The 15039-nt window shown below is 39.9% G+C and carries 11 protein-coding genes; 9 read left to right on the forward strand and 2 right to left on the reverse strand.

Annotation, left to right across the window (positions count from 1 at the left end):
* The first annotated feature begins 158 nt into the window (after positions 1-158).
* From B1B04_RS01335 to B1B04_RS01355, 5 genes are all read left to right on the forward strand, one after another.
* Entirely contained in the window at positions 159-800 is a 642-nt protein-coding gene (locus B1B04_RS01335) for a hypothetical protein (protein WP_079559536.1), read from the forward strand.
* On the forward strand, positions 797-1384 hold the full coding sequence (locus B1B04_RS01340; RefSeq protein ID WP_079559537.1) for a peroxiredoxin family protein: 588 nt from the start codon (positions 797-799) through the stop codon (positions 1382-1384). Before B1B04_RS01335 ends, B1B04_RS01340 begins: the two co-directional genes overlap by 4 nt.
* Before the next feature lie 493 nt (positions 1385-1877).
* On the forward strand, positions 1878-3314 hold the full coding sequence (locus B1B04_RS01345; RefSeq protein WP_240518174.1) for a S41 family peptidase: 1437 nt from the start codon (positions 1878-1880) through the stop codon (positions 3312-3314).
* A gap of 202 nt (positions 3315-3516) precedes the next feature.
* The gene (locus B1B04_RS01350; protein ID WP_079559539.1) at positions 3517-4698 is read left to right on the forward strand and encodes a PDZ domain-containing protein; all 1182 of its coding nucleotides are present in this window, start codon (positions 3517-3519) and stop codon (positions 4696-4698) included.
* Positions 4698-4934, forward strand: a complete 237-nt coding sequence (locus B1B04_RS01355) for a DUF2198 family protein (protein WP_079559540.1) — start codon at positions 4698-4700, stop codon at positions 4932-4934. Before B1B04_RS01350 ends, B1B04_RS01355 begins: the two co-directional genes overlap by 1 nt.
* Before the next feature lie 123 nt (positions 4935-5057).
* Here the strand turns inward: B1B04_RS01355 and B1B04_RS01360 are convergent, their stop codons facing one another.
* Positions 5058-5384: an AzlD domain-containing protein gene (locus tag B1B04_RS01360; RefSeq protein ID WP_079559541.1), complete on the reverse strand. Its 327-nt coding sequence runs from the start codon at positions 5382-5384 to the stop codon at positions 5058-5060.
* On the reverse strand, positions 5381-6112 hold the full coding sequence (locus tag B1B04_RS01365) for an AzlC family ABC transporter permease (protein WP_079559542.1): 732 nt from the start codon (positions 6110-6112) through the stop codon (positions 5381-5383). The genes B1B04_RS01360 and B1B04_RS01365 overlap by 4 nt, the downstream gene beginning before the upstream one ends.
* Positions 6113-6237: 125 nt before the next feature.
* Between B1B04_RS01365 and B1B04_RS01370 the strand changes: the two genes are divergently transcribed.
* From B1B04_RS01370 to addA, 4 genes are all read left to right on the forward strand, one after another.
* Positions 6238-6789 carry a helix-turn-helix domain-containing protein gene (locus B1B04_RS01370; RefSeq protein WP_079559543.1) on the forward strand — a complete coding sequence of 184 codons (552 nt, stop codon included), beginning with the start codon at positions 6238-6240 and terminating at the stop codon, positions 6787-6789.
* Positions 6790-6800: 11 nt separating this feature from the next.
* A complete protein-coding gene (locus tag B1B04_RS01375) occupies positions 6801-7424 on the forward strand; it encodes a TVP38/TMEM64 family protein (protein WP_079559544.1) in 624 nt (207 codons plus the stop codon).
* 304 nt (positions 7425-7728) lie between these two features.
* Positions 7729-11238: a helicase-exonuclease AddAB subunit AddB gene (addB, locus tag B1B04_RS01380; protein WP_079559545.1), complete on the forward strand. Its 3510-nt coding sequence runs from the start codon at positions 7729-7731 to the stop codon at positions 11236-11238.
* 1 nt (position 11239) lies between these two features.
* Positions 11240-14956 (forward strand): helicase-exonuclease AddAB subunit AddA, encoded by a 3717-nt coding sequence (gene addA, locus B1B04_RS01385; RefSeq protein ID WP_079559546.1) that lies wholly within the window; start codon positions 11240-11242, stop codon positions 14954-14956.
* The last annotated feature ends 83 nt before the right edge of the window (positions 14957-15039 follow it).

Consider the following 15039-nt stretch of genomic DNA (forward strand, 5'->3'; position numbering starts at 1 on the left):
AGTGTGAATACCTCTGTGGGTATTTCAATGAAATTGCTCAGCAAAAGGCTATTTTTTGTATGTTTCAGGAAGATTTTTTGAACACACTGTGAAATGACAGTTCATATAAAGAATATATGCTATGCTGAAGCTATCTTTTTTTGTGGGGGATTTATTAGGTGAATAATACAGAATGGTTCTCTATCCGGACATTAACATTACCAGCAACTGCTGTCGCTCTGCTTGTGGCGTTTTTTATTGTGTGGCTCGTTATACGGGTACAGTTTCCGAAAAAATGGGCGGGGGTATATGGAGACGCGGTTTTTACCTTTATTCTCGTTTGGAAATTTAGCGTAATCGTCACTGATTTTAAAGCTGTTATTGCTCAGCCGTTTGCGCTCCTTTATTTCAATGGTGGAACAATCGGTGTCTTTTTAGGAGTTATGGCAGTCTCACTACAGATTTTGTGGAATCGAAAAAAAATCCACTTTGACGAAACTGGAATTGTTGCTTGTAGCTGGGCAATCATTTTAACGCAATCGAGCTATCAATGCCTTGTAGTGTTACTAAATGATAATCCAACCAATAGCGAAGTGATTACTCTACTTGTACTAAGCACACTAACAGTCCTCATATTATGGAAAATAACCGCTATCAATCGTGCATTATTTTTATATACGTGTGGTCTTATCATTGTGGCCTTCTTTCAGCCGCTTGGTTTATGGCAACCGGCTGTAGGAGTGAGCGTTGTATTATTTATAGTAGGTATAGGGATTCAGCGTCTAGCTGGCGTAACTAAATCATATGGAGGTAAGGAATGAAAAAAAATATTGGACTACTTATCGTCGTGTTATTAGTAGTCGCGATGATTGGTACATATGTTAAACAGCAGATTGATGAAGATCGTGAAATTGAAACAGCTTCTCTAGGGAAAGAAATGGACGAACGAAAGATTGGTTTAAAAAATGGAGATACACCACCGGATTTTACTTTAACAAGTTTGGATGGCGAAGATGTGACATTGAGTGAGCTTCGCGGAAAAAAAGTCGTGTTAAACTTTTGGGCAACATGGTGTCCACCATGTAAGGCAGAAATGCCACATATGCAAAATTATTACGAACAAAATGCTAAAAAAGATAATGTAGAAATAATAGCTGTCAATTTAACAAAGGCTGAACGAGACGTTACAGAGGACGAAAAAATAGATTCTGTCATGACATTTAGAGAAAGTTTCAATCTAACATTCCCTATTTTACTCGACCCGAAAAACTCAGCCGGCTTAGACTACCAAGTACTAACGATTCCCACAACCTATTTTATTGATTCAAATGGATATATTCAACGTGCTATTAGAGGGCCGATGAATGCGGAAATGTTAAAAAGCTATGTAGATGCAATGGACTAAGAAAAAAATAAATTTGGAAAGAATCTGCTCGTTTGCCAGAAGAAACGAAGCAGATTTTTTTATGTGAGTATTTCCTTGTTTATTAAATACCCGCGAATGGGGAGAATACCGCGGAAGGGAGGTGAATACCCGCGAATGAGGAGAGAATACCCGCGGAAGGAAAGGAGATACCCGCGAATGGAGAAAATACCCGCGGAAGGAGGGGAAATACCCGCGAAAAGAAGGTAAATACCCGTGAACAGCGAAACAACACCCACGCTAGAAAATGCAAACCCCCACGATCCGCAATAGAACACTCGCACTAGGAAATGCAAATCCCCTTGATCCGAAATAGAATACCTACGCTACGAAATAGAAAGCCTGCGATACACAATAGAATACTAGCGAAACAAAAATCATAGGATTCAACAAAGTATTTTGAAGCTTAATCTTGTATGTTTGAAAAATAAAATTCATACAGTAGAAGAGACGGAGGAGGGAAGGTTTGCGCAAAATGATGGCGGGTGTTGGCGTACTTGCTAGTAGTTTATTGTTAGGGAGTGGCATTTATTTTGACTGGTTTAATTTAGGGGATAATAAGGAACCGGTCGTTACAGAGGTTGATTCGATTAATGAAGCGATGAATTTAATTGAAAAAAAATCTGTATACAGTACGAAAAAAGATGCGTTGGTGGAAGGGGCACTTCGTGGTATGGCAGATGCTATTAAGGATCCTTATAGTACCTATTATTCGAAGGAAGAGGCGGAACAGCACCGACAAATGTTAGCTGAGGAAAGAGTGGGTATTGGGATTGAGCTAACTGAAAATAACGGGAAATTTATTGTTGTGTCTCCAGTCCGTTCGTCCCCAGCAGATAAAGCAGGGATGCGCTCTCTCGATGAAATTGTACAAGTTGATGGCACTCGAGTGGAAGGTAAAAAGATGAGTGAATTAATGCATTTAATTCAAGGGGAGAAAGGGACGAAAGTTACGATTGTCGTCTATCGTCCGAGTGAAGATAAACATATTAAAATGACGATGGAACGAGCAGCAATTTCTAATAAAACAGTGACGAGCGAAGTAGTGAACGTAGAAAATACGCCGATAGGTTATGTGGAAATCTCACTTTTTGGTGAGAAAACAGCAAATGAGTGGGTTGCCGAAACGAGTAAGTTGCTTCGAAAAGATATAAAAGGGTTAGTGATCGATGTGCGAGATAATCCAGGTGGTTATTTACATAGCGTCGCAGCGCTACTGAGCACAGTTTTGGAGAATGGCAAAGTGTTTGCCTATATGCAAAATGCTGAAGGTGCTATGGAACCATTAAAAACGGAATCAAAAAGCTTTGACGAGAATTATTTACAGTCAATGTACAAAATTCCGATTGTTGTTTTACAGAATGCGGGCAGTGCATCTGCTAGTGAAGTGCTTAGTGGCGCTTTAAAAGGATGGGGACGTGCTTCCCTTGTTGGTGTTAAGAGTTTCGGAAAAGGAACAGTACAGGAGTCTTGGTCACTGAAAAATGGTGGAGAGCTTAAATTGTCTACAAATAAATGGCTGACACCAAAGCGTGAATGGATTCATAAGCAAGGTATTGAGGCTAATTTAGTGATTGAACAAAATGAATTGTTTGCTTTCCAAATGCACCCACTATCAGGGAAGTTTAAAGAGGGCGACATGAGTGAGGAAATTGCTTATACTCAAAATGCTTTAAAAATGCTAGGGTATAAAATTGCTCGTTTAGACGGTTACTTGGATGAATCAACGGAGGAGGCTGTTAAACTTTACCGAGACGATAAGAAGGTGAAAAAAGCAGAAGGGAATTTTAATATGGACACTACCTTCTTTAACAGCTTAAACGAAACGTTGAAAAAATATAAAGAGGATCGTCAAAATGATTTACAGTTCCAAATGGCGACAAGCTTCTTATTGCATAATATTGAAGAATAAAAAATAGTGATAGTTTGATTTGAGGATATAGACTGATAGTTGGTCTCATATCCTCATTTTTTATTATTAAAAACGGGGACATCCACCAAAATGACGAAAAAAGTAAGAATAGAAGGCTTTCTACTAGATTGTACTACGCAAGAGTGTAGTCGTTTGATACAATAAATTCATAGTATTCTAGATAGAAACGGCGGGTGTTCGTATGGTTAGTGATATATTATTAGAAATTGTAACAGCGATTGGCCGCTTTTTAATCAACCCATTAATGTATATCGCAATTTTGTTTGCGATTTTATTAGGTTATAGGCGTGTAAAGCAGGAGCGTAAATTTTTTAATAGACGTATTATTTGGGGTTGGACAGAGTTAATGGGGCAATGGAAATATGGTTGGTTATCTGCCCTCCTTATTTCGCTTGTGAGTGTTGGTTTAGGTTTAACGGTGCCAAAAGCGTTTATTATGATTTTAATCGCTATTTCTGCATTGGCACTAATATTGTACTTTGTTAATGCCCTTTCACCTATTTATACGATGGGGTTTGCGACGTTAGCGATATGGTTAATGTATCACTTCAATTGGACATTTTCTTGGTGGAGAATCTCTTTAGAAGGTGTAAATTTATTAGAGGGCTCCATTGTAACGATTACGATTTTAGCAGGTCTATGTGTGATTGCGGAGGGTATGTTAATTCGTCGAACAGCAATGATGGTCACGACGCCGCAAGTTGAAAAGACGAAGCGAGGTATGCAGGCAATTGTCTATCGTTCAAGAAATGCATGGGTACTACCAATCTTCTTTGTAATACCTGGTGATGTTATTCCAGTAGATTTCCCATATTGGCCACAATTCACATTAGGGGAGAGTACCTTTGCACTTGTACTATTCCCATTCGTTATTGGCTTTTCAAAGCTTACTAGAAAAGAATTGCCGGCTTTGCAATTGCCTAAAATTGGCCGATCGGTGCTAATGCTAGGGCAATTAATTTTAATAGGTGGACTTGCAGCTGCCTTGGAGCCATTCATCGGCTTTATAACGCTAGCGATTGGTGTAGTGACTCGTATTGTTATTTCAATCTACTACGCGCAGCAAGATAAAACGGATATTTACGCGGTTGCCCCAAGTTCAAAGGGTGCTATTATTGCGGCTGTCTTACCTGATTCACCAGCTGAAAAAATGGGCTTACAGGCAGGGGAATGTATTCGTAAAGTAAACGGTGAGGCCATTTTTACTGAAAATGATTTATACGAGGCTTTGCAATTAAATGCTGCACATTGTCGTCTAGAAGTAGTAGATCGTAACAATGAAATACGCTTAACACAGCATGTTATATATAGTAATGATCATTATCGTATTGGATTATTACTAGCTGAGCCGAGGGATATATGATGGATGTTTTCGGGAAAATGATGTTAGCGTTATTTTTACCAGCATTACTCGTATTATTGTTTACTCGAATTACGTATAATCGGTATGTTGCGTTAATATTGGCTATTGCACTTATGGCGGCATCTGTCTATGCAGGTTATACGTCGCCGTCTATTATATTCGTCATCGATGCATTTTCGTTAACAGTAGGCTTTTGGCTAGCAAGTAAAATGAAGAAAAACAAAGGTACGGTTTAACTATTTTCAGCAGTTGTCCAAACACCTGTACCTACGCTTTCGGTACAAAAGAACACCTGCTGAAATTTACTATAAAAGGTCAGTCCAAAGTGATAGCTTTCTCACTTTTAAGACTGACCTTTTTTACATAAAAAATCTTACAGCTGCCATAATGATAACCCCTGCTACAACTGTAATAGATAAACTTTTGGTAACAAGTGCAATCATAAGCGTTGGCACAAATGTAATAAATACAGGCCAATTAAGTGTAACAATTTTTCCGTTTTCGGTATCCAATAAGTTTTCGATGACAAGGGCACTCAAAATACAGACTGGAATAAAGCTTAGCCATTTTAATACAACTTCTGGTAGCTTCACACTTCGGACGAACATAAAAGGAATAATACGGGGTAGCCAGGTTACAAGTGCACAGCCAATGATGAGCCATACCATAGTAGCAGTTGTCGTCATTTATCTGTCACCACCCCTATAGTTGCTACAATCATAGTTGAAAGAAGAACAGCCACATGCGAAGGTACAATATAAGAAAGACCATACATAATAACAAACATATAGCCGATTAACATAAGATAATGCATTATTTTACTTTTGCCTACACTGCTAAGCTGTAAAACAAGGAGTGCTACAAACATAGCGATCAATGCGAAATCTAAGCCCCATTTTTCAGGGTTTGCTACCCATTGTCCCAAATAGGCGCCGGTTACACAAGAAAAAATCCAAAATGAGTAGGCCGTTATATTCAGCCCATCCATCCATTTACCATATAGCTTACCGGCTTGCATTTGCTTTGTAACAGCTACACCAAATGTTTCGTCCGTTAATAAAGTGCCGAAACCAACATTTCTTAGCATGGAATAGCGTGTGAAATGGGGTGCTAATGTTAAACTCATTAGTAAATGGCGCAAATTTACAACGAAAATGGTTACAATAATAGCAGAGGCAGGGCTATTTGTTAAAAGAAGTGCACAAAAGATAAATTGTGCAGAGCCTGCATAAATGAGTATAGATAAAAGTGCAATTTCGAGTACAGATAACCCAGAAGCGGAACCTACAACACCGAAAGCGAGTCCTATGCTAATATAACCGAGTAAGGTGGGGATGCAATCTTTCACGCCTTGTAAAAAGCTATCATCGGGCGTGTTAACCGTTTCATTCTGAAAATCAGTTGTACTTGTCATAAAATAGATCATCCTTTCTTAAAAATTTCCATGTATACTAATAGCGGAATAGTTTGATAGTTCTTAATGTTTATTAGAGTATACATATGTCTGATAAAATAAACAATAGAAATTGGTGAATTAAAATGGAACAAATGAGTCGGAATTTAGCTTTTCAATTAAAAAAGATTCGACAACAGCGTCATTTAAGTTTAGACGATGTTGCCAAGGCTACAGGTGTAAGTAAAGCGCAACTTGCACAAATTGAAAAGGGAGAGGCAAATCCTACAGTATCAACGATTTGGAAAATTGCTGCTGGATTGCGCATTTCATTTTCTTCGTTACTACAAGCACCGACAGCACACTTCATGAAATATAGTAGTAAGGATGCGCCACATGTAGATGAAGATGATGGTCGATATCGCGTGTATTCCATTATTCCTTATAATCCAGAGCGTGGCTGGGAGCTATATAAGATTGAAATGGAGCCCGGAGCCATTAGCAGGAGTGAGGCTCACACAGAAGGGGTAGAAGAAACTGTAACTGTTATCCAAGGACAAGCCGTTATTTCTGCTGGAGAGATGCATGAATTGCTGGAAGAAGGGGATACACTAGTATTCTCAGGACATCAGCCCCATGAGTATAAAAATACTTCGGAAAAGCTAACGATTTTACATTTAATTTTGCAATATAAATAGAGGTGTCGATTTTGAGTGAATGGTTTACTGTAGAAAATATTGAGCAGATTACGGCACAATACCGAACGTTCGGTCCGATTATTGGTTTATTATTACCTTTTATAGAAGCGTTTTTACCGTTTTTACCTTTAGTCGTGTTCGTTGTTGCTAATGCGAGTGCATTCGGTTTATGGTTTGGATTTTTATTATCCTGGCTAGGATCTGTAGCGGGGTCATATGCATTATTTTTGCTTGTCCGAAAGTTTGGCAAGCATCCGAAGCTTCGTTTTGTCACAGGTAATAAAAAAGTACAGCAGCTAATAAAATGGGTAGATATGAATGGCATTAGTCCCTTGTTCGTCTTACTTTGTTTTCCTTTTACACCATCAGTCATTGTAAACATAGTAGCGGGGCTATCTCATATTCATAAAAAGTTTTATTTAGTAGTGTTAATGGCTGGGAAGTTCGTTATGATTTTAGCAATGAGCGTGCTCGGTTACGATTTAAAAGCTCTCCTAACAAGCCCTGTAAGGCTAATTATTGCGGCAGTTGCGATTGTCCTGCTTTGGTGGATCGGCAAGTTTATAGAGAAGCGATTAAACGCGCGTGTAGAGAAAGATTTAAAACAAGCGCGAAAATTGACGAAGAATCATTAACGTTGAAAGTTGAATATGCACATCTTGCCCCTTTTATCATGTAAAATGAGAGAAGGGGTTTTTATCTTCTTTATGTAGTAAATAGTTTTGTACGACAACTTCCATTACGCCAAGGAGAAATAGATTTTTCTAAAATGGTAGGCGATGCGCGAAAGCATTGAGTAGCGCTTAGATAAAATATTTTAGTTAGAGTAGCAAAGTGATCGGGTCAAGCGAAAACCGCTCAGGTAAAACAGCAAATCAAGATAATCCACAACAACTATCATTTCTTTTAAATAGATTATTAATAGGAGGGGGAAAGTATATGACATTGCGTATCGTATCAGGACGTTCAGGAACAGGAAAATCAACATTTATTCATCAAGAGATTGTTGAACAACTAAAATCGGATCCGTTGGGTCATCCAATTTTTGTAATTGTCCCCGACCAAATGTCGTACTCAACGGAGTATGAGCTAACAAATAAGCATGGCTTGCAAGGCTTAATTCGTGCGCAAGTTATGACATTTAAACGATTGGCGTGGCTAGTGTTACAGGAAACGGGTGGCATTGCTCGAAAAGAAGTAAATGGCTATGGCTATCGAATGCTGATTCGTAAACTTTTAGAGGAACAAAAAAGCGAGTTTTCGTTATTTCGACAAGCGGCTGGGAAACGAGGCTTTACGGAAGAAATTGAAACGCTATTACGAGAGTTTAGTCGTTATAGTGTAAATAGTTCGGTGTTAGCTGAAGTATCAGCATCTTTGAAGGCCATTGATGCGCCTAATACATTGCAAGCGAAGGCGAATGATTTGCAAGTCGTTTTACAAGCTTTAGAGGAACGATTGGGCACGACGTATGTCGATAGTGAAGGGTATTATCCGATTTTGACGGAGCATCTGAAATACTCTGAGACGATGAAGCAGGCGTCTATTTATATAGATGGTTTTACAGCATTTACTGTAAGGGAACTAGAGCTTGTAAAAGAGTTATTAAAGGTGACGAAGCAGGTAACGGTAGTTCTTCCCTTTGACCATATTGAAGAAGTGTATGATGAGCAATCTTTATTTCATGAAGCCGCTTCTACGAACCAACGTTTACACGATATTGCCTATGAAGAAGGCGTTGAGGTAGAAGCACCACTACACTTCTATCATACGCACCGTTTTCAATCTGCTGATTTACAGCATATGGAAAATCAGTTTACTGATTTGGTGCCTCAAACGAAAGAAACTTCAGGTGATGTAATGGTGCTTGAAGCATCTAATCGACGTGCGGAGATTCATGCCATTGCCCGGGAAATAACAAAGCTGACAAGGGAGACAGGGTATCGTTATCAAGATATCGTACTTCTTTATAGACAAGCGGAAGTTTATGATCCGCTTATTACAACTATTTTTCAGCAATATGAAATTCCTATTTTTACAAATTCGAAAAAGACGATGCTGCATCATCCTTTAATTGAGCTTAGTCGGTCGGCTTTAGAGGTTATCACTTCTGATTGGAAATATGAACCAGTTTTTCGGAGTGTAAAAACAGATCTATTTTTCCCGTTACATGCGGAGTTAAATGTTTGGCGAGAACGGGCGGATCGTTTAGAAAACTACTGTTTAGCACAGGGTATCTTTGGTGAGCGCTGGTTTGAGGAAGCTCGCTGGTTTTTCAAAAAGTATCGTGGACTTGAATTCCATTCACGCGTACAAACGGACGAAGAACGTGCTATGCAAGCAGAAATCGAGGCTGTTCGCGATGAAGTTCGTCAACCGCTCCAATTATTGCAGGACAAGCTGAAAGTAGCGACAACAGGCAGAGATGTTGCGACAGCTTTATTTGAGCTGATTGAGAATTTGAATGTTTATGAAAAGCTTCAAGCGATGAAAGACCGTGAACTTGATCGAGGTGATGCATTAGCTGCAAGTGAGCATGATCAAGCTTGGAGAGAATGGATTGCAGTGCTCGATCAGTTTGTTTATATGTTTGGTGAGCAGGAGATGTCTGTGGAGGAAGCGGCTAAAATTTTAGATGAGGGCTTTGACACTTTAGAGTTTTCGCGTATCCCTCCTACATTAGATGAGGTCATGGTAGCGACCGTTGAATTAGCTCGTTTATCCAATATAAAAGTCGCTTTTGTCTTAGGGATGAATGATGGGGTCTATCCAACCCGTATGGAGTACGAGGGATTGCTGTCAGATACTGAGCGTGAGTGGTTTAGTCAAATTGGTTATGAGCTTGCGCCAACATCTAAAAATCGTTTACTGCAGGAAAATTTCTTGTTATATCGTGCTTTAACGACGCCATCCGATAAATTATATATGTCCTATTCGACGGCAGATGAAGAGGGGAAGGCTCTATTGTCTTCACTCTATATTAAGAAAATTATCGGCAATGATAAAACGGCTGGTCTTCTGAGTGGTGTCAAGGTCGAACGAGTGGTCATTGATCCAATTGAATTACTGGATGAAAATGCTTTACCGTATATACGTCATCCTCGGACAGCTTTAGCACATTTAATGGTGCAAAAACGCCAAGCTGAACATAGCCGTGAGCTTGCGCCAGAGTGGGTAGCGTTACAAAAAATTTATAAACAGGACCCTTATTGGGCACTTGTTTATAATCGAGTTTTACATCCAATCACTCATAAAAATGAGGCAGAGCCTTTAGAAAACTACATTACGCAAGAATTATATGGTCAAAAGCTAACTTCTAGCGTGTCTCGTGTTGAGAAGTACTTCCGTTGCCCATTTTCGCATTTTACAACGTATGGTCTTCGTCTAGAAGAGCGGGCAGAGTACAGGCTAGAAACATTCGCAATGGGCGATTTATTCCATGAGGCATTGAAATGGATTACTGAGGAGACACATCGTCTGCAACTATCGTGGATACGTTTAACAAAGCAGCAAATTAAACAATTAGCACGACAAGCCGTTGAGCAAATTGTGCCGGTGTTTTCACATCAAATCTTACTATCAAGCGCGCGTTATCGCTACATTCAACGTAAGCTTATTCGAATTGTCGAGCGAACAATGACTGCACTTACACAGCATGCAAATGTCTCTCATTTTAAGCCAATCGCCATTGAGGCATCATTTGGACCGGGCCAAAATGAACAGCTTCCACCGCTTGAAATTGATTTAACAGGTGGTAAGAAAATGTTAATGCGAGGTCGTATTGATAGGGTGGATAGTGCGTCTATTGATGACCGCTCTTATTTACGGATCGTCGATTATAAATCATCAGCCCGTGATTTAGACTTGAATGAGGTTTACTATGGATTGTCACTACAGGTACTAACATATTTAGATGTAGCAATGGAAAATTCCTCTTACTGGCTACCAGGTGAAGCGGAACCGGCTGGGGTTCTTTATGTACATGTCCACAATCCAATGCTAAAGCTTGACAAGGATTTAAGCGACAGCGAAATAGAAGAAGACCGTTTAAAACAGTATAAAATGAAAGGTCTTTTGTCAGAAAATGCGGAGGCCATTTTATCGATGGACGAGCAATTAGAGGAATCGAGTGGGCATTCAAAAATTATTCCTGTCTATATGAAAAAAGATGGGACACCATCAGAATCTCAGTCACGGATTGTACCTGTAAATGATATGAAAAATCTACAGCATTTTGTACGGCGCAAGCATCAAGAGGCTGGTAACGGAATTTTAGCAGGGGATACTTCCATTAGTCCGTATAAACTGAAATCAAAAACAGCCTGTGACTACTGTCAATTTACAGCTGTTTGTCAATTTGACCCATCTGATGGCAAGCAAAGCTACCGTCAGTTACAGCAAGCAAAACCGAATGATATCGTTGAGATAATTCGGAAGGAGATGAAGTAAGTTGGTACAAAAAATACCTGAAAAGCCAGCGGAAGTGACATGGACTGACGACCAGTGGAAGGCAATCTATGCAAGCGGCCAGGATACACTTGTATCGGCTGCGGCAGGCTCTGGCAAAACGGCAGTTCTCATTAATCGAATGATTGAAAAGGTAGTAGCGACAGAGGATCCCATCAATGTCGACGAGTTACTTGTCGTAACATTCACAAATGCATCCGCTGCTGAGATGCGTCACCGTATGGCGGAGGCACTTGAAAAGGCTATTGCAGAAAATCCAACTTCTAACCATTTGCGACGCCAGTTAAGCCTTGTCAATAAAGCGCAAATTTCAACGCTGCATTCTTTCTGCTTAGCTATTGTGAAGCAGTACGCCTATATGCTAGATATTGATCCAGGCTTTCGTATAGCAAATGAGGCAGAGGTTGCTTTGTTAAGGGACGATATATTAGCCGAAGTATTAGAAGATGCTTACGATTCTGAGGACGAAACACAGGTTCAAGCAATCTATCGTCTTGTTGATAGCTTTACATCGGATCGTGATGATCAGGCAATAGAAACGTTAATAAGTAAGCTTTATGATACGTCCCGTGTTCATGCAGAGCCTCAAAAATGGCTTCGTAGTCTATCTGAGACATACGACTTGGCGGCGGACGTAACAATTGATGATTTAGAGCTATCAAAATATGTGAAATTAACAGTCAAACATAGTCTTGAAGAGGCATTTGTGTTAATTTCTGAAATGCGTTCCATTACGCTACAGCCTGCTGGGCCTGGACCGTATGCTGAAACTGCAGAAATGGATTTTGCTATGATTCAGGAAGGCATTCGCATTAGTCGTGAAGGAACGTGGCAAGAACTTTTTGATTATTTTGCTACGGTAAAATGGTCAACTTTAAAGCGTGTATCCAAGGATGCTTTAGTAGATGTGGAGCTACAGGAGCTTGCTAAGAAAAAGCGTGAGGCAGCTAAAAAAATTGTAAACAAGCTTAAAGAGACTTTCTTCGTTCGTACTCCTGCACGATTGCTGGAAGAGATTCGATTAATGGGGCCTACGATAGGAACATTGGTCGAATTGACGAATGTTTTTAGTGAACAGTTCCGCATGGCAAAATTAGAACGAGGAATTATTGATTTCTCAGATTTAGAACATTTCGCCTTGCAAATTTTAACTGTAGAAATCGAAGGTGAATTACAGCCTTCACCTGTAGCTCTAGATTTGAAGCAACATTTTAAAGAAGTGCTTGTAGACGAATATCAAGATACAAATATGTTACAAGAAACGATATTACAGCTTGTGAAAACAGGTAGTGAGCAAGATGGAAATCTTTTTATGGTTGGGGACGTCAAACAAAGCATTTACCGTTTCCGTTTAGCAGAACCGAAGCTTTTTATGCAAAAGTACAGCGAGTTTCTAGAGACCCCAGATTTGACGGGGATGCGTATAGATTTAAACGCTAACTTCCGTAGTCGACAAGAAGTGTTGAATGCTACAAACTATGTATTTGCACAAATTATGGGTGAGCGAGTTGGAGAAATTCTTTATGATGAAAATGCTTCACTAAAGCCAGCAGCCCCGTATGATGACAAAGAAGTTCCGGTAGAGCTAGTCATCATGCATCCTCCCGGGGAAGAGGAGTTGGACGAAGAAGCAGAAGATACTGTAAGCGACGCTTCTGAATTAGAAGAATTAAAAAAATCACAGTATGAGGCACGTTTTATTATTGAACGTATTCGACAGATGATGGAAGACGGGACAACCGTATTCGATACAAAAACGAAGACAGAACGTCCGTTAAAATATAGTGATATTGTAATTTTAATGCGTTCAATGACATGGTCGACGGATTTAGTAGAGGAATTTAAGCTTGCGGGAATCCCGCTCTATGCGGAGTCCTCGAAAGGATATTTTGATGCGCTTGAAGTAATGATTATGCTGAATGTACTAAAGGTTGTTGATAATCCATATCAGGATATTCCTTTAGCTTCAGTGCTACGCGCTCCATTTGTTGGCTTAACAGAAAATGAGCTAGCAAAAATTCGGCTAGCAGATGCGAAAGCGCCATTTTATGATGCGTTAAGGCAATTCATTCGAAGTGAGGGGCTTGGTGTGCAGTCTGACACTTTTGTGAAGCTTCAACGATTTATGTTAGCATTTGAAAACTGGCGAGATTTAGCGCGACGTGGTTCGCTGTCAGATTTAATTTGGAAAATTTATTTAGATACGCATTATTATGAGATGGTTGGAGCGATGCCGAATGGGAAGCAGCGTCAGGCCAATTTACGCATTTTACACGACCGTGCTTTAATGTATGAGAAAACAGCCTTTCGAGGACTATTCCGCTTTTTACGTTTTATTGATCGTATGCGTACGCGTGGTGACGATTTAGGGACGGCGAAATCGATTGGAGAAAAGGATGACGTCGTTCGCCTTGTGACCATTCACTCATCTAAAGGGTTAGAGTATCCCGTTGTCTTTGTGGCTGGGATGGGGCGACCGTTTAATAAAATGGATTTCCATAACCCATATTTATTCGATCAAGATTTTGGTCTTGCAGTGAAGGCAGTTGATCCAGAAAATCGCATTACGTATACATCTCTACCATTTTTAGCTTTGAAGGAGAAAAAAGAGCTGGAAATGCGTGCTGAGGAAATGCGTGTATTATACGTAGCGATGACACGTGCAAAGGAGCGACTTATTTTAGTAGGCTCGGTAAAAAATTGGGATAAAACCCGCGACAATTGGCTAGATGCACAAAGCTTGCCGCTAGATGCCCCCCTACAGGAATATTTACGCGCTAGAGCAAATAGTTACTTTGATTGGCTTGGGCCTGCAGTAGCAAGACATGCAGATTTTTCAGCCATTGCTGCTTCCCCTTATAAGGCAGCAGATGATGTATCGCATTGGTGGGTACGAGCTATTGAAACAAGCCATTATGCGTATGATATACAGGCGTTAGAGGACGAGGTACAGCAATTGCTAGAAACGCCAGAGGATGAAGCTTTGCAGTCGGAAATTACGATGCGCTTTCAAGCACAATATGCGTTTCAGAAATCAACACAAAAACGTTCAAAAACATCTGTAAGTGAAATTAAGCGTTTAGAAAATCTTCAAAGACAGGAAGAGCCTGAATATTACTTTTCAGCACCTTCTAAGCAAAAAACGACGGCCGTTGCACCCCGTCCAACCTTTTTACAGGACAAGCAGCTGACAGGTGCAGAAATAGGGACAGCGGTTCATACAGTAATGCAACATGTCCCTCAAAACGGCTTTATGGATGTACAGGAGGTTCAGGAGTTTGTCACTAATTTAGTGGATAGACAGCTTCTGACCGAGGCTGAGGGGAAAGTTGTTCCGTCGAAAAAAATATATAATTTCTTTACAACAGACATTGGACAACGCTTTAAAAAAGCAAAAACGATTCGCAGAGAATTACCATTTACCATTAGTAGAGTAGATGAAGATGGCGACGCTCAAATTGTACAAGGAATTATTGATTGCTTATTTGAGGATGAAAACGGGGATTGGATCTTGCTTGATTATAAGACCGATCGTATCCAATCACATTTTGCTGAGGAACCAGCGTTGACGAAGGAACTTTTAGAACGATATGGTGTCCAGCTTAGAGTGTATAGTGAGGCGATTGAATCAATCCTTCAAATTAAAGTGAGTGATAAGGTTCTCTATTTATTTGATATTGAACGGGTTTTACATGCATAAGTGAAAGCGGTGAAAACAGGGCTATCTGAGGTAGTTTCATATAAGGGAATGCATGTTAGGAAGTCCTGTTTTCGCCATATACA

It is taken from the genome of Lysinibacillus sp. KCTC 33748 (genome assembly GCF_002237755.1).
Taxonomy (GTDB): Bacteria; Bacillota; Bacilli; order Bacillales_A; family Planococcaceae; genus Lysinibacillus.

What these genes read in the sequence shown, in the direction of transcription:
- B1B04_RS01340 (WP_079559537.1), top strand. Translation starts at nt 797, where the DNA reads ATGAAAAAAAATATTGGACTACTTATCGTCGTGTTATTAGTAGTCGCG.
- B1B04_RS01345 (WP_240518174.1), top strand. Translation starts at nt 1,878, where the DNA reads ATGATGGCGGGTGTTGGCGTACTTGCTAGTAGTTTATTGTTAGGGAGT.
- B1B04_RS01350 (WP_079559539.1), top strand. Translation starts at nt 3,517, where the DNA reads ATGGTTAGTGATATATTATTAGAAATTGTAACAGCGATTGGCCGCTTT.
- B1B04_RS01355 (WP_079559540.1), top strand. Translation starts at nt 4,698, where the DNA reads ATGGATGTTTTCGGGAAAATGATGTTAGCGTTATTTTTACCAGCATTA.
- B1B04_RS01360 (WP_079559541.1), bottom strand. Translation starts at nt 5,384, where the DNA reads ATGACGACAACTGCTACTATGGTATGGCTCATCATTGGCTGTGCACTT.
- B1B04_RS01365 (WP_079559542.1), bottom strand. Translation starts at nt 6,112, where the DNA reads ATGACAAGTACAACTGATTTTCAGAATGAAACGGTTAACACGCCCGAT.
- B1B04_RS01370 (WP_079559543.1), top strand. Translation starts at nt 6,238, where the DNA reads ATGGAACAAATGAGTCGGAATTTAGCTTTTCAATTAAAAAAGATTCGA.
- addB (WP_079559545.1), top strand. Translation starts at nt 7,729, where the DNA reads ATGACATTGCGTATCGTATCAGGACGTTCAGGAACAGGAAAATCAACA.